This window comes from Prosthecomicrobium sp. N25 (genome assembly GCF_037203705.1).
GTDB lineage: Bacteria > Pseudomonadota > Alphaproteobacteria > Rhizobiales > Ancalomicrobiaceae > Prosthecodimorpha.
On record NZ_JBBCAT010000001.1, the window covers coordinates 2,113,308 to 2,128,299 of the forward strand.

A 14,992-nucleotide genomic window follows, 5' to 3' on the forward strand; every position below is an offset into this window, starting at 1 on the left:
GCCTAGTCCATCCGGGCCGGCAACTGGTCGTCGCGGATGAGGTCGGAGAAGCGGGTGTACTCGCCGGCGAAGTGGAGTTCGACCGTTCCCGTCGGGCCATGGCGCTGCTTGCCGACGATGACCTCCGCGACGCCGCGCATCTTCGCCATGTCGGCTTCCCACTTGAACCAGGCCTCCGAGCCCTTGTCGGACGGCTCCTTGCCCTTCAGGTAGTATTCCTCGCGATAGATGAACATGACCACGTCGGCGTCCTGCTCGATCGAGCCGGACTCGCGCAGGTCGGCGAGCTGCGGACGCTTGTCGTCGCGGTTCTCCACCTGGCGGGAGAGCTGGGACAGGGCCAGGATCGGGACGTTGAGCTCCTTGGCGAGCGCCTTCAGGCCCGTGGTGATCTCGGTGATCTCCTGGACACGGTTCTCCCCGGCCTTCTTGGAGCCGGTGAGGAGCTGCAGGTAGTCGACGATCAGCACGTCGAGCCCCCGCTGCCGCTTCAGCCGCCGCGCGCGCGCCGCGAGCTGGGCGATGGAGATGCCGCCCGTCTGGTCCACGTAGAGCGGGATCGACTGCATCATCTGCGAGGCCGCGACGAGCTTCTCGAACTCCATGTCGGTGATGTCGCCGCGCCGGATCTTGTGCGAGGGGATCTCCGTCTGCTCCGACATCACGCGCGTGGCGAGCTGCTCGGACGACATCTCCAGCGAGAAGAAGCCGACGATGCCGCCGTCGACCGTCTTGAACGACCCGTCCGGCTGCTCCTCGGAGCGGTACGCCGCCGCGATGTTGAAGGCGATATTGGTCGCGAGCGACGTCTTGCCCATAGCCGGACGCGCCGCGAGGATGATCAGGTCCGAATGCTGCAGCCCGCCCATCATGCGGTCGAGGCTGGAGATTCCGGTCGAGACCCCGGACAGCCGCCCCTGCCTCTGGAAGGCGGCCGCCGCCATGTCGATCGAGCCCTTGAGGGCGTCCGAGAAGCTGACGAAGCCGCCGTCGTAGCGGCCGGTCTCGGCGAGTTCGAAGAGCCGCCGCTCGGCGTCCTCGATCTGCGCCCGCGGCGGCATGTCGACCGGCGCGTCGAAGGCGATGTTGACCATGTCCTCGCCGATGCGGATCAGGTTCCGCCGCATCGCGAGGTCGCGCACCACGCGCCCGTAGTCCTCCGCGTTGATGATGGTCGTCGCGTCGGAGGCGAGGCGCAGGAGGTACTGAGTCACCGACAGGTCGGCGATCTGGTGGTCGGCCGGGAAGAAGGTCTTGACCGTGATCGGCGAGGCGACCTTGCCGGCCCGGATCAGCTGGCCGACCTTCTCGTAGATCTGCCGGTGCGGCTCCAGGAAGAAATGCGCGGGCTCGAGGAAGTCCGAGACCCGGTAGTAGGTCTCGTTGTTCACAAGAACCGCGCCGAGGAGCTGGCGCTCGGCCTCCGCGTTGTGCGGGGCGTGGCGCTCCAGGGCGGGTTCCTGCTCGACACGGCGGATCGGGGCTTTCATCGGGCGTCCTTCGAGGGTCGTCCCGTTCTAGGACGACGGCCCCCGAGTCGAAAGCGGAGCCGGAGTTATCCCAGCCTGTCCACAGCTATTTCACCGCCGTCCCGGAGACCGCTTGAGCGTGGCCGGCCGGCCACGCACGGACGAAAAAGGCCGGGCCGACGGGCGGCCCGGCCTTTCGGACGGCGATCGGCCGGGATCACTCCTCGGCGTAGCCCTCTTCGTCCGTGATCGGGCCGACCTCGCGCTCGAAGATGTCCTCGTTCTCGCGGGTGATGACGGCCTCGCCGCGCGCCTGGCGCTCGGCCTCGTCGGCGGAGCGGGCGACGTTGACCGTCACCTTGGCCTCGACCTCGCCGTGCAGCGCGATGGCGACCGTGTGCAGGCCGATGCCCTTGATCGGGGTGTTGAGGACGACCTGGTCGCGGCCGACCGTGAAGCCGCCGGCGGTCAGCAGGTCGGCGACGTCGCGCGCCGACACGGAGCCGTAGAGCTGGCCCATCTCGCCGGCCTGGCGGACGACCACGAAGCTCTTTCCGTCGAGCTTCTCGGCGACGGCCTGCGCCTCGCTCTTGAGCTCGAGGTTGCGCGCCTCGAGTTGGGCGCGCTGGCCCTCGAAGCGCTCCTTGTTGGCCTTGGTGGCGCGCAGCGCCTTGTTGCGCGGCAGGAGGAAGTTGCGCGCAAAGCCGTCGCGGACCTTGACGACGTCGCCCATCTGGCCGAGGCGGCCGATGCGCTCGAGGAGGATGACTTCCATGGGTTTGCTCCTTCTTGGGTCTTGCGGGGCGCGCCGGCCGCGGCGGGCGGGGCGCCGGAATGGCGGGGCAGGTTGAGATCAGACGACGCCCGGCGGCCCCCCTTTGCGCCGCCGGTCGCGAAAGCGGAGGAAGCGCTCGAGGAAGCCCACGAGGGCCACCAGCAGCGCCGGGAAGGTGAACAGGAAGACGAGGCCGTAGACGGTCGCCAGCACGATCGGCCGCGCCCCGGAGCCGCGCGTCACGTGGTGCAGGACCGCGAAGCCCATCAGCGTGTAGGCCGACAGGAAGGCGCCCAGGAACGGCGAGGCGACGAGTCCGGCCGGCGCCGGCAGGAAGCTGAGGACGAGCGCCCCGGCGAAGCCGAGGTCGGCCCCGCGGGGCAGGCTGATGGCCGAGAGGTCCTCCCAGGGCCGGGCCAGCCGGTCCGATTTCGCCACCACCTTGGCGCCGAGCCAGAGGTTGAGGACGAGGATCATGGTCCAGATCGCCGGGAACAGGATCGGCATGAGCCGGACGGAGAGGCGCACGAAGGGCTCGACCTCCGCCCGCACCTGCTCGAGGCCGCCGGGCACGCGCGCCGGGTCCATCATGCCCGCGAAGGCGTCGCGCACTTGGCGCGTGGTCGCCTCCTGGTCGTACCCGATGGCGATGCCGCCCACCACCGTGGCGGCGGCGATCAGGATGGCCGCGGCGGCGAGCACCCGCCCGAGCGGATACCACTCGACCCGCCCCGCCTCGTCCTGCCGGGCGAGGCCGACGAGGTGGGAGAGGACCAGGACGGGACCGGCCACGGTGAGGAGATAGGAGCCGGCCGCCGGGGCCGACAGCGCGAACGTGATGGCGACGCCGCCGATGACGACCGCGATGGCCCCCGCGAGCGTCCCCCAGCCGAGCGCCGCGATGGCGATCGGCAGCCCCGTCAGCGCGAAGAGCGGCACGGCCAGCGAGGTCCCGCCGATCAGCGACGCGAACAGCACCGCCGACGCGAGGCCGGAGCCGAGCGCCATCAGGAAGGCCGACGGAGAGACGACGAAGGGCATCGTCCAGCTGTCCCGCTTCGCGAGCGGTTAGAGGCGGCGAGGCGCCCCAACCCGACAGAGATGGCAGCCTGTTGAAAGGGCCGGCTGCGGCGCCCCCGGGGATCCCGGGTGGATCGGCCCCGCCCTGAGGCGAGGCCGGCGTGTCGTCAGCGCCGCGCGGTCGCGCGGCGGGCGATCACTTGATGACGAAGGGCAGGAAGCCGAGGAAGCGGGCGCGCTTGATGGCCTGGGCCAGCTCGCGCTGCTTCTTGGTCGAGACCGCCGTGATGCGGCTCGGCACGATCTTGCCGCGCTCGGAGATGAAGCGCTGCAGGAGCTTGACGTCCTTGTAGTCGATCTTCGGGGCGTTGGCGCCGGAGAACGGGCAGGTCTTGCGCCGGCGGAAGAAGGGCCGGCGGGTGGGCAGCTGGTTGATGTCGACCATCACTCTTCCTCGCTCTCCGCGGTCGCCGCCTGGAAGGGCGTGGCGAAGTCGTCACGGCGCGGGCGGTCGCCGCGCGGCGGTCCGCGGCGGTCGCCGCGATCCCGGTCGCGCCCGCCGCCCGGACGGTCGTCGCGGTCGCGACGGTCGTCGCGGTCGCGCTTCTGCATCATGGCCGAGGGGCCTTCCTCCAGCGCGTCGACCCGGATGGTCATGAAGCGGAGGATGTCCTCGTTGATGCGCATCTGTCGCTCCATCTCGGCCACGGCGGCCGAGGGGGCGTCGATGTTCATCAGCGCATAGAAGGCCTTGCGGTTCTTCTTGATGCGGTAGGCGAGCGACTTCAGGCCCCAGTTCTCGACCTTGGCGATCTTGCCGCCGTTGGTCTCGATCACGGCCTTGTACTGCTCGATCAGCGCGTCGACCTGCTGGGGCGACGCGTCCTGGCGGGCCAGGAATACGTGCTCGTAGAGCGCCATCGTGGTGCTATGCCTTTCCTCGTCTCGCGATCGGACACCGGCGCCAAGCCCCTCCCGCGGCCCCTGACGAGGACGACGGGTAGAAAATTCAGCTGTCGGAGAGCGGAGACACGGGACGACGGACCTTCGTCTGGTCCTGCCCTGCCTTCCGAAAAAGGCAAAGCCGTCCGTTCAGCCCCCGGCCGGGTGCCCGACGGAATGGGCGGGGTCTAAAGGAGATCGGGGAGGATTGCAAGCCCGGAGAGGGCGCGCCTGGTCCGCGACCGGGCGCCGCCGAATGGCGAGCCCACCCCTCACCGCCGCGTGAGCTGATCCACGTCCCGCACCGCTCCCTTGGCCGCGCTGGTGGCCATGGCCGCGTAGGCCTTCAGGGCGGTCGTGACCTTGCGCGGACGGGGCGCTGCGGGGTGCCAGCCCGCCGCCTCGCGGGCCGCCCGGCGGGCGGCCAGCACGTCCTCGGCGACCGCGAGCCGGATCGAGCGGTTGGGGATGTCGATCTCGACCCTGTCGCCGTCTTCGACGAGGCCGATCAGCCCGCCCTCGGCCGCCTCCGGCGAGACGTGGCCGATCGACAGGCCCGAGGTGCCGCCCGAGAAGCGCCCGTCCGTCACCAGCGCGCAGGCCTTCCCCAGCCCCTTCGACTTGATGTAGCTGGTCGGATACAGCATCTCCTGCATGCCCGGCCCGCCGCGCGGCCCCTCGTAGCGGATCACCACCACGTCCCCGGCCCCGACCTTGCCGCCGAGGATGCCCTTCACGGCGTCGTCCTGGCTCTCGAAGATCCGCGCCGGCCCGGTGAATGTCAGGATTGAGGCGTCGACGCCCGCCGTCTTCACGATGCAGCCGTCCTGGGCGAGGTTGCCGTAGAGCACAGCCAGGCCGCCGTCCTTCGAGAAGGCGTGCTCGACCGAGCGGATCGCCCCCTTCTCGCGGTCGGTGTCGACCTCCCAGCGCCGGTCCTGGCTGAAGGCCACCTGGGTCGGGACGCCGCCCGGCGCCGCCGAGTAGAAGCTGCGCGCCGTCTCCGACGTGGTGCGCGTGATGTCCCAGCGCCCGATCGCCTCCCCGAGGCTCGGCGCGTGGACGGTCGGCACCGAGGTGTCGACGAGCCCCGCCTTCTCCAGCTCGCCGAGGATCGCCATGATGCCGCCCGCGCGGTGCACGTCCTCCATGTGGACGTCCGGCACCGAGGGCGCGACCTTGCACAGAACCGGCACCCGCCGGGACAGCCGGTCGATGTCCGCCATGGTGAAGTTCACCTCCGCCTCGTGGGCGGCGGCGAGCAGGTGCAGCACCGTGTTGGTCGACCCGCCCATGGCGATGTCGAGCGTCATGGCGTTCTCGAAGGCCGTGAAGCTCGCGATGTTGCGCGGCAGCACGCTCGCGTCGTCCTGCTCGTAGTAGCGCCGCGCGAGGTCGACCACGAGGTGCCCGGCCTCGACGAACAGGCGGCGCCGGTCGGCGTGGGTGGCGAGCACGGAGCCGTTGCCCGGTAACGACAGGCCGAGCGCCTCCGTCAGGCAGTTCATCGAATTGGCCGTGAACATCCCCGAGCAGGAGCCGCAGGTCGGGCAGGCCGACCGCTCGATGACCTTCACCTCCTCGTCCGTGTAGGTCTCGTCCGCCGCCGCCACCATGGCGTCGACGAGGTCGAGCGCCTTGGCCTTGCCGCCGAGGATCACCTTGCCGGCCTCCATCGGCCCGCCCGAGACGAACACGCAGGGGATGTTCAGCCGCATCGCGGCCATCAGCATCCCGGGCGTGATCTTGTCGCAATTGGAGATGCACACCATGGCGTCCGCGCAATGCGCGTTGACCATGTACTCCACGCTGTCGGCGATGAGTTCGCGCGAGGGGAGGGAATAGAGCATCCCGTCATGGCCCATCGCGATCCCGTCGTCGACCGCGATGGTGTTGAACTCCTTCGCGACCCCGCCGGCGGCCTCGATCTCGCGGGCGACGAGCTGGCCGAGGTCCTTCAGGTGCACGTGCCCGGGCACGAACTGCGTGAAGGAGTTGACGACCGCAATGATCGGCTTGCCGAAGTCCGCGTCCTTCATGCCCGTGGCGCGCCACAGCCCGCGCGCTCCGGCCATGTTGCGTCCGTGGGTGGTCGTGCGCGAGCGGTAGGCGGGCATGGGCGTTCCTCGGGACCGGTGTCGTTGGCGGCGGCGGACGTGATAGCAGATCGCACGCGCGAGGGGGAACCCCGCATCCGGCGCGTCTGGGCCGCAATCGGCAAAGATCGAGCACGGACGCGGCCCTTGCGGGGCGTTCCGGAATCGATACCTTCGCTTTCCCTGACAGCGAGCTTGCGAGGAGAAGCCCGTGACCGACATCCGCCCGACCCGCCGCGGCCTCATGGCCGGCGCCGCCGCGATCGCCGCCGCCGCCTGGACGCCGCGGGCCTTCGCGCAGGCGCCCGCCGGCCCCTTCAAGCTCGATCCGCTGCCCTACGCACCGGCCGCCAACGAGCCGCACGTCGATGCGCAGACCATGGAGATCCACCACGGGCGCCACCACGCCGCCTACGTGGCCAACCTCAACACGGCCGTCGCCCCGCACGACGCGGTGGCGAAGATGCCCCTCCACGAGATGCTGGCGAAACTCGGCGAGCTGCCGGAAGGCATCCGCACGGCGGTGCGCAACAACGGCGGCGGGCACGCGAACCACACCATGTTCTGGCAGATCATGGGCGGCAAGGGCGGCGCGCCGGCCGGCGACCTCGCCGCCGCCATCGACCGCGACCTCGGCGGCCTCGAGAAGCTGCAGAACGACTTCAACGGCGCCGGCACCCGCGTCTTCGGCTCCGGCTGGGTCTTCGTCACGGTGGCGCCGGACGGCAAGCTCGCCCTGGTCTCGAAGCCCAACCAGGACACCCCGCTCATGGACGGCGGCCGTGTCCTCATGGGCAACGACGTCTGGGAACACGCCTATTACCTGAAGTACCAGAACCGCCGCGCCGACTACCTGAAGGCCTGGTGGAACGTCGTGAACTGGGACAAGGTCGCCCAGCGCTACGCCGCCGCCAAGGCGGGCACGCTGACGATCTGACGGCGGGGGATGCGGGCCCCCGCGGCCGGTGTTATTCTGGCGCCGTCCCCCGGCCAGGAGGCTGCCATGCCGATCGAGACCCCCCGGTTGAGTGCCGAACTCCACGCAAGGATGTCCGTCGAACTGGCCTCCTCCTCCGCATCCGCCGAGGAGGACGACACCGAGGCCGAGGAGACCGCGCCGGCGGCGGGCGTGCCGGGCTCGGGCATCGCGGGCCTCATGAGCCTTTTCCGTCCGGCGAGCGCCGCGCCGGAGGAGACCGGTCCCGTCGAGCCGGTCCCCTCGACCGACGGCCGGGCCTGGCTCGGCGAGGTGGTGGTGCCGCGCTGGGGCGACCAGAACGCCGACCGCGACGAGGACTGACCCGCCCGCCGCCGATCCAGGCGGTCCGGGCGCCACCCGCCTTGACTTCGGCCTTCATCCGCGCTCAATCGCCCGCCAACGCATTCAAGCGGCGGGACACGGGGCCATGACCAGCGCATTCACCTTTCCCGGGCAGGGCAGCCAGGCGGTCGGCATGGGCAAGGCGCTCGCCGATGCCTTCCCGGAGGCCCGCGCGGTGTTCGCGGAGGTGGACGACGCGCTGGGGCAGAGGCTCTCGGCGATCATGTGGGAGGGGCCCGAGGCCGACCTTACCCTGACCGAGAACGCCCAGCCGGCCCTGATGGCCGTGAGCCTCGCCACCATGCGGGTGCTGGAGGCCCGCGGCGTTCGGCTCGGCGGCGAGATTGCCTACGTGGCCGGCCACTCGCTCGGGGAATATTCGGCCCTCGCCGCGGCCGGCACCGTCTCGATCGCGGACGCCGCCCGGCTCCTGAAGATCCGTGGCCGCGCCATGCAGGCCGCCGTCCCGGTCGGGGAGGGCGCCATGGCGGCCCTCCTCGGGCTCGACGTCGCGGCGGCCGTCGAGGTCGCCGCCGCGGCGGCTCAAGGCGAGGTCTGCCAGGCCGCCAACGACAATGCCGACGGCCAAGTGGTCGTGTCGGGATCGAAGGCCGCGGTCGAGCGTGCCGTCCTGCTCGCCAAGGAGCGCGGCGCCAGGCGCGCCATGCTGCTCAACGTCTCCGCCCCCTTCCACTGCGCGCTGATGCAGCCGGCCGCCGATGCCATGGCGGAGGCGCTCGCGGCCGTCGCCATGCGGGCGCCTTCCGTGCCGGTCGTCGTCAACGTACTGGCGGCCCCCGTCACCGACCCGGCCGAGATTCGCCGCCGCCTGGTCGAGCAGGTCACCGGCACCGTGCGCTGGCGCGAGAGCGTCCGCTGGCTCGCCGACCACGGGGTGACCCGGCTCTTCGAGGTCGGCTCCGGCAAGGTCCTGACCGGCCTCGTCAAGCGCATCGCAGAGGGTGTCGAGGGCGTCGCCGTCAACACGCCCGACGACGTCGAAAAGGCCGCGGCCGCGCTCGCCTGACGGCAGATTGTTCTTTCTACCCCGAGGAGTCCGAGATCATGTTCGACCTGAGCGGCAAGACCGCGCTCGTCACCGGCGCGACCGGCGGCATCGGCGGCGCCATCGCCAAGGCCCTCCACGCCCAGGGCGCCGCGGTCGCCCTGTCGGGAACGCGCCGGGAGGTGCTCGAGACCATCGCGCACGAGCTCGGCGAGCGCGTCCAGATCCACGTCGCGAACCTCGCCGACCGGGCCTCCGTGGACGCCCTGGTGCCCGCCGTCGAGGCGGGCCTCGGCAAGCTCGACATCCTCGTCAACAACGCCGGGATCACCCGCGACAACCTCTTCATGCGCATGAAGGACGAGGAGTGGGACCAGGTCATCGAGGTGAACCTCACCGCCGGCTTCCGCCTCGCCCGCGCCGCCCTGAGAGGCATGATGAAGCGCCGCCACGGCCGCATCGTCGGCATCACCTCGGTGGTCGGGATCACGGGCAACCCCGGGCAGGGCAACTATGCCGCCGCCAAGGCCGGCATGATCGGCATGTCGAAGTCGCTCGCCCAGGAGGTTGCCAGCCGCTCGATCACGGTCAACTGCATTGCGCCGGGCTTCATCGAGACGCCGATGACCGACGCGCTGAACGACAAGCAGAAGGAATCGATTCTCGGCGCCGTGCCCGCCGGCCGCCTCGGCACCGGGTCCGAGATCGCCGCCGCGGTCGTCTACCTGGCGAGCGATGAGGCCGCCTACGTCACCGGCCAGACCCTTCACGTGAACGGCGGGATGGCCATGATCTGAGGGCGTCCGGACCGGCTCCGGAGCTTGGATTTCCGCGCTCCGCGACGGTCTGCCGGCCGCTGGTCAAGCCAAATAAAGTGTGCTAGCACGACCGCCATCTCTTCGGTAACGGGGTGAGAACGCGTGCGGTCCTGCGGCCGAGCGCGGTCAGAATCGGGGGGGCGAGCCAGCGACGGAACACGGGGCTCCGGCGACACCGATGGTGTCATCCGAGACGGCCCCGGACCGGATCCGAGCCGCTTTCGACGATCGGATGGTTCGAGGCAGCGGGCAGGAACCGGCCCGCGGCTTCTTGGGTCGAAAAATCTTCAAGGATTCGAGGAAGAAAGAAATGAGCGATATCGCTGAGCGCGTGAAGAAGATCGTGGTCGAGCACCTGGGCGTCGACGCCGAGAAGGTGACCGAGAACGCGAGCTTCATCGACGACCTCGGATCCGACTCTCTCGACGTGGTCGAGCTCGTGATGGCCTTCGAGGAGGAGTTCGGCGTCGAGATCCCGGACGACGCAGCCGAGACGATCCTGACCGTCGGCGACGCCGTGAAGTTCCTCGAGAAGAACGCGGGCTGACCGCTCGCCTTCCCGGATATCGTGACCATATTCGGAAGACCGGGCGCCCAGCGCCCGGTCGGATTTTTGTGGAACGGGCTCGTTCGGACTGATGGATAAGATGCGCAGGGTCGTCATCACGGGGTTGGGCATGGTCACGCCGCTCGGGTGCGGCGTCGAGGAGACCTGGGCCGGCATCCGGGCCGGCCGCAGCGGCGCCGGTCCCGTGACCCGCGTCGAGGTCGACGACCTGGCCTGCCGCATTGCCTGCCAGGTCCCCCGCGGCGACGGCACCAACGGCACCTTCGACGCCGACCAGTGGCTCGAGCCGAAGGAGCAGCGCAAGGTCGACGACTTCATCATCTTCGCCGTCGCGGCCGCCACCCAGGCCCTCGACGACGCCGGCTGGCACCCGAAGACCTACGAGGAGCAGATCTCCTCGGGCGTCCTGATCGGGTCGGGCATCGGCGGCATCGGCGGCATCTACGAGGCCTCCCTGACGCTCAAGGAGCGCGGGCCCCGGCGCGTCTCGCCCTTCTTCATCCCCGGCCGCCTGATCAATCTCGCGGGTGGCTACGTCTCCATCCAGCATGGCCTCAAGGGCCCCAACCACGCGGTCGTCACCGCCTGCTCGACGGGCGCACACGCGATCGGCGACGCCGCCCGCCTCGTCGCCCTGGGCGACGCCGAGGTGATGGTCGCCGGCGGCACCGAGTCGCCGATCAATCGCATCTCCATCGCCGGCTTCGCGGCCTGCCGCGCCCTCTCCACCGGCTTCAACGACCAGCCGACCCGCGCCTCCCGGCCCTACGACAAGGACCGCGACGGCTTCGTGATGGGCGAGGGCGCCGGCTGCGTGGTCGTCGAGAGCCTGGAGCACGCCAAGGCGCGCGGCGCCAAGATCTACGCCGAGGTCGTCGGCTACGGCATGTCGGGCGACGCCTACCACATCACCGCCCCGGCCGAGGACGGCGACGGCGCCTTCCGCTGCATGTCCGCCGCCATGAAGCGCGCCGGCATCACGGCCGCCGACATCGACTACATCAACGCCCACGGCACATCGACTCCGCTCGGCGACGAAATCGAGCTCGGCGCCGTGCAGCGGCTGGTCGGCAATGCCGCGGCGGGCATCTCGATGTCCTCCACCAAGTCTATGACCGGCCATCTCCTGGGCGCCGCTGGCGCCGTCGAGGCGATCTTCTCCACCCTCGCCATCCGCGACCAGATCGCACCGCCGACCATCAATCTCGAGAACCCGTCCGTCGAGACCCCGATCGACCTCGTGCCGCTGGTCGCCCGCGAGCGCCGGATCGACACCGTGCTCTCCAACTCCTTCGGCTTCGGCGGCACCAACGCGACGCTGATTCTCCGCCGCGCCGCCTGACACCCTCGCAGGAGCGCCGCCGCGGCGCTCCGACGCGGGCGGGAAGTGCCCGCCCCGACAGGGTTTTTCCACTCCTTCTTTTGCCGTATTCCCCGCGCTTGATCTGCCGTCTGGCTTTTGCGTGCCGAAGACGGTTAACTCCTGACGCGCGGTCGCCGACGCGGCCGGAAGAATCGCCGGGCCCATGGTCCGCCGCGTCCCCGCGTCGGGACGCTGCCGGGGAGTTCGAGGCTGTCCATGTCCAATGTCGAGCCGACGCCGGCCGCGCCGCCGCCGCCCGCATCGCCGAACGCGTCGGCCGTGCTCGTGGCCGACCGGGCGGACCAGATCGCGCCGCGCGCCGCGCCGAAGTCGCCCAAGGAAGCCATCGTGCCCGTCGAAGTGCCGGCGCCGCCGCCCAAGAAGCGGTCCAAGGCCGCGCGCAACTCCCTCATCGTCTTCCTGAGCGGCCTCTTCACCTTCCTGACCCTGCTGCTGCTAGCCGCCGGCGGCATCGTCTACGCCGGCAAGGGCGAGTATGAGGGCGCCGGCCCGCTCGGCGAGACCAAGACCGTGGTTATCCCGGCGCGCTCGGGCCTCAACGAGATCGCCGACCTGCTCCAGCGCTCGGGCGTCATTTCCAACGACTGGGTCTTCACCTGGGGTGCGCGCCTGACCGGCCAGTCGGATCAGCTCAAGGCCGGCGAGTACGAGTTCCGCCCGCAGGTCAGCATGCGCGACGTCGCCCGCCAGCTGAGCGAGGGCCGCGTCGTGCAGCACTCGATCACCTTCCCGGAGGGCTGGACCAGCGAGCAGATCGTCCAGAAGCTGATCGACGATCCGGTCCTGGTCGGCAAGATCGCCGCCATTCCGGAAGAGGGCTCCCTCAGCCCCGATACCTACAAGTTCGAGCGCGGACGCACCCGCGAGAGCCTGATCGCCCAGATGCGGGCGACGCAGGAGAAGCGCCTCGCCGACGCCTGGGCGAAGCGCAGCGCCGATCTGCCGCTCTCCAGCCCGCGCGAGCTCCTGATCCTCGCCTCCATCGTCGAGAAGGAGACCGCCAAGGCGGACGAGCGCCCGCGCGTCGCCGGCGTCTTCGTCAACCGGCTGAAGCGCAACATGCGCCTGGAGACCGACCCGACGATCCTCTACGGCCTCTACGGCGGCAAGGCCTGGACCGAGAGCCGCACGATCACGCGCGCCGAGCTGAACGCGCCCAACGCCTACAACACCTACAAGATCAACGGGCTGCCGCCCGGCCCGATCGGAAATCCCGGCAAGGCGGCGATCGAGGCGGTGGCCAACCCCTCGCGCACCAACGAGATCTTCTTCGTCGCCGACGGCACGGGCGGCCACGCCTTCGCGGAGACGATCGAGGACCACAACCGCAACGTCCAGCGCTGGCGCCAGCTCGAGGCCGCCCGCCGCGGCGCCGCCGCGGGGGCCGACGCGGACAGCCCCGTCCAGGGCCAGGCCGTCGCGCCGGCGGGCGCCCCGGCCGGCCGCACCCCGCCCGCCGGCCAGCGCCAGCCCGGCGCTCCGGCCGGAACCGGCGCGGCCGCCGCCCCGCCCCCGGCGGGAGCCGCGACACCCCCGGCCACGGGAACCGCTCCCTCCGCCCGCACGCCGCCTCCCGCTGCCGCGACCGGGCCCCAGCCCGCCGGCCCGGCGCGCGCGCCGGCCCAGACCGGGTCGACCGGCACGCAGCCTCCTGGCGCCACCGCGCCCGCCCGTCCCGCCGCACCGCCCCCGCAGGTGCCGCCGCGGGCCAACTGACCGCGTGCCGCCTGGTTGAGCCGGTCGGCACGCCCCGCTATTCTCCGCCCGCGCCGGCCCCGGCGTTCCTGAACCGCCTGCCGCGGAGCCCCGCATGGCCCTCAACAGCATGACCGGATTCGCCCGCGAGGACGGCGCCGCGGCCGGTCAGCGCTGGACCTGGGAGCTCCGGAGCGTCAACGGCAAGGGCCTGGATGTCCGCCTGCGCCTGCCGCCCGGCCTGGAGCGGCTGGAAATCCCCGTGCGCGAACGCGCCGGAAAGCGGCTGACCCGGGGCAATTGCAGCTTCACCCTGACGGTCCACCGCGACCAGGCCGGTGTGGGCCTGAAGATCAACGAGGCCGCGCTCGCCGCCGTGGTCGAGGCCATGAAGATGGTCGCCGCCCGCATCGACGCCGCCCCGCCGACCCTCGACGGCATCCTGGCCGTCAAGGGCGTTGTCGAGACCGCCGACCTGGAGGAGGACGAGGCCACGCGTACCGCCTTCGACGCCGCCGTGCTCGCCGGCCTCGACAAGGCCCTCGGCGGCCTCGCCACCGCCCGCGGCCGCGAGGGGCGGTCGATCGCCGATGTCCTCAACGGTCACATCGACACGATCGAGCGCCTCGCCCGCGCCGCCGAGGCCTGCCCGGCGCGCAGGCCCGAGGCGATCCGCGACCGGCTCGCCGAGCAGGTGAGGGCGCTCCTCGACAGCGTCCCGTCGCTCGACCCGCAGCGGCTGCACCAGGAGGCCGTGCTGATCGCCACCCGCGCGGACATCCGCGAGGAGCTGGACCGCCTCTTCGCCCATGTCGAAGAGGGCCGCCGCCTCCTGCGCGACGGCGGTCCCGTCGGCCGCCGGCTCGACTTCCTCGCCCAGGAATTCAACCGCGAGGCCAACACGCTCTGCTCCAAGGCCAACGACCGGGAGCTGACCGCCATCGGCCTCGACCTCAAGACCGTGGTGGATCAGCTGCGCGAGCAGATCCAGAACATCGAGTGACCCCCATGCCCGCCGCCGAGACCTCCGCGAGCAACGGCCGCCAGCGCACTGAGATCGCGCGGCGCGGCGTGATGCTCGTGCTGTCCTCCCCCTCGGGGGCCGGCAAGGGCACCCTCTCGCGTCTCGTCCTCGACACCGACCGCGGCATCGACCTGTCCGTCTCGGTCACCACGCGCCAGCGCCGTCCGAGCGAGGTCAACGGCGTCCACTACCACTTCATCTCGATTCCCGAGTTCGAGTCGCTGCGCGACCGCAACGGCCTCCTGGAATGGGCCGAGGTGCACGGCAACTACTACGGCACGCCGCTCGCGCCCGTGGAGAGGGCCATCGCGGCCGGCCGGGACGTCCTCTTCGACATCGACTGGCAGGGCGCCGCGCAACTCATCGATCGCATGCCCGACGACGTCGTCACCGTCTTCATCCTGCCGCCCAGCATGACCGAGCTGCGCCAGCGCCTGCAGCGCCGGGCCGAGGACGCGACCGACGTGATCGAGAAGCGGCTCAAGAATTCCCCGCGCGAGATCTCTGAGTGGAAGCGCTTCGACTACGTGATCGTCAACGACGACCTCGATGGCGCCTTCGCGGACGTGACCGCCATCCTGCGCGCCGAACGCCTGAAGCGGGCCCGCCGCACCGGCATCCCTGCTTTCGTCGAGACCTTGCTCGGCTGAGCCGGCGCGAGGCCGCCCGGCGCACGCGTCCCCGACCTCCGCTCGCCGGGACCCCCGACGAGGGGACACACCGCCACACCCCACGCGGCTGCCCGCGCTCTGCCGCAAGCGCCGGCCGCCGACACCGTCATGGACGGCTGCGGGGATCATCGAGGCCCCGGATTGATCTTGATCATAGCCGTCCCCGCTATATGACGACAAGCTGACATTCTAGATGATGGTGG

15 protein-coding genes are annotated in these 14,992 nt (G+C 70.9%); 9 read left to right on the top strand and 6 right to left on the bottom strand.

All coding sequences use genetic code 11. The annotated features are described in order from the left end of the window. Window positions 1-2: 2 nt before the first annotated feature. The 6 genes from WBG79_RS09535 to ilvD form a co-directional block, all read right to left on the bottom strand. A complete protein-coding gene (locus WBG79_RS09535) occupies window positions 3-1,490 on the bottom strand; it encodes a replicative DNA helicase (RefSeq protein ID WP_337356871.1) in 1,488 nt (495 codons plus the stop codon). A 196-nt stretch (window positions 1,491-1,686) separates the two neighbouring features. Further along, window positions 1,687-2,244 carry a 50S ribosomal protein L9 gene (gene rplI / locus WBG79_RS09540; protein ID WP_337356872.1) on the bottom strand — a complete coding sequence of 186 codons (558 nt, stop codon included), beginning with the start codon at window positions 2,242-2,244 and terminating at the stop codon, window positions 1,687-1,689. A gap of 78 nt (window positions 2,245-2,322) precedes the next feature. After that, window positions 2,323-3,285 carry a DUF2232 domain-containing protein gene (locus tag WBG79_RS09545; RefSeq protein WP_337356873.1) on the bottom strand — a complete coding sequence of 321 codons (963 nt, stop codon included), beginning with the start codon at window positions 3,283-3,285 and terminating at the stop codon, window positions 2,323-2,325. A gap of 175 nt (window positions 3,286-3,460) precedes the next feature. Further along, a complete protein-coding gene (rpsR, locus tag WBG79_RS09550; protein ID WP_337356874.1) occupies window positions 3,461-3,709 on the bottom strand; it encodes a 30S ribosomal protein S18 in 249 nt (82 codons plus the stop codon). Beyond that, on the bottom strand, window positions 3,709-4,185 hold the full coding sequence (gene rpsF / locus WBG79_RS09555) for a 30S ribosomal protein S6 (protein WP_337356875.1): 477 nt from the start codon (window positions 4,183-4,185) through the stop codon (window positions 3,709-3,711). The genes rpsR and rpsF overlap by 1 nt, the downstream gene beginning before the upstream one ends. A 293-nt stretch (window positions 4,186-4,478) precedes the next feature. Then, complete coding sequence (gene ilvD / locus WBG79_RS09560) at window positions 4,479-6,323, bottom strand: dihydroxy-acid dehydratase (RefSeq protein ID WP_337356876.1); 1,845 nt, start codon at window positions 6,321-6,323, stop codon at window positions 4,479-4,481. 223 nt (window positions 6,324-6,546) lie between these two features. On the opposite strand from ilvD, the gene WBG79_RS09565 reads away from it, so the two are divergent. The 9 genes from WBG79_RS09565 (at window position 6,547) to gmk (ending at window position 14,768) form a co-directional block, all read left to right on the top strand. Beyond that, entirely contained in the window at window positions 6,547-7,239 is a 693-nt protein-coding gene (locus tag WBG79_RS09565; protein ID WP_337357917.1) for a superoxide dismutase, read from the top strand. 66 nt (window positions 7,240-7,305) lie between these two features. After that, a complete protein-coding gene (locus tag WBG79_RS09570; protein WP_337356877.1) occupies window positions 7,306-7,602 on the top strand; it encodes a hypothetical protein in 297 nt (98 codons plus the stop codon). Between the two features lie 106 nt (window positions 7,603-7,708). Next, complete coding sequence (gene fabD, locus WBG79_RS09575; protein WP_337356878.1) at window positions 7,709-8,650, top strand: ACP S-malonyltransferase; 942 nt, start codon at window positions 7,709-7,711, stop codon at window positions 8,648-8,650. A gap of 38 nt (window positions 8,651-8,688) precedes the next feature. Then, window positions 8,689-9,426: a 3-oxoacyl-[acyl-carrier-protein] reductase gene (fabG, locus tag WBG79_RS09580; RefSeq protein ID WP_337356879.1), complete on the top strand. Its 738-nt coding sequence runs from the start codon at window positions 8,689-8,691 to the stop codon at window positions 9,424-9,426. A 331-nt stretch (window positions 9,427-9,757) separates the two neighbouring features. Further along, the gene (locus WBG79_RS09585) at window positions 9,758-9,994 is read left to right on the top strand and encodes an acyl carrier protein (protein ID WP_337356880.1); all 237 of its coding nucleotides are present in this window, start codon (window positions 9,758-9,760) and stop codon (window positions 9,992-9,994) included. A 100-nt stretch (window positions 9,995-10,094) separates the two neighbouring features. Next, window positions 10,095-11,357, top strand: a complete 1,263-nt coding sequence (gene fabF, locus WBG79_RS09590; RefSeq protein WP_337356881.1) for a beta-ketoacyl-ACP synthase II — start codon at window positions 10,095-10,097, stop codon at window positions 11,355-11,357. A gap of 237 nt (window positions 11,358-11,594) precedes the next feature. Next, the gene (mltG, locus tag WBG79_RS09595) at window positions 11,595-13,115 is read left to right on the top strand and encodes an endolytic transglycosylase MltG (RefSeq protein ID WP_337356882.1); all 1,521 of its coding nucleotides are present in this window, start codon (window positions 11,595-11,597) and stop codon (window positions 13,113-13,115) included. A gap of 94 nt (window positions 13,116-13,209) precedes the next feature. Beyond that, on the top strand, window positions 13,210-14,097 hold the full coding sequence (locus WBG79_RS09600; protein ID WP_337356883.1) for a YicC/YloC family endoribonuclease: 888 nt from the start codon (window positions 13,210-13,212) through the stop codon (window positions 14,095-14,097). A 5-nt stretch (window positions 14,098-14,102) separates the two neighbouring features. Continuing rightward, window positions 14,103-14,768, top strand: a complete 666-nt coding sequence (gmk, locus tag WBG79_RS09605) for a guanylate kinase (RefSeq protein ID WP_337356884.1) — start codon at window positions 14,103-14,105, stop codon at window positions 14,766-14,768. The last annotated feature ends 224 nt before the right edge of the window (window positions 14,769-14,992 follow it).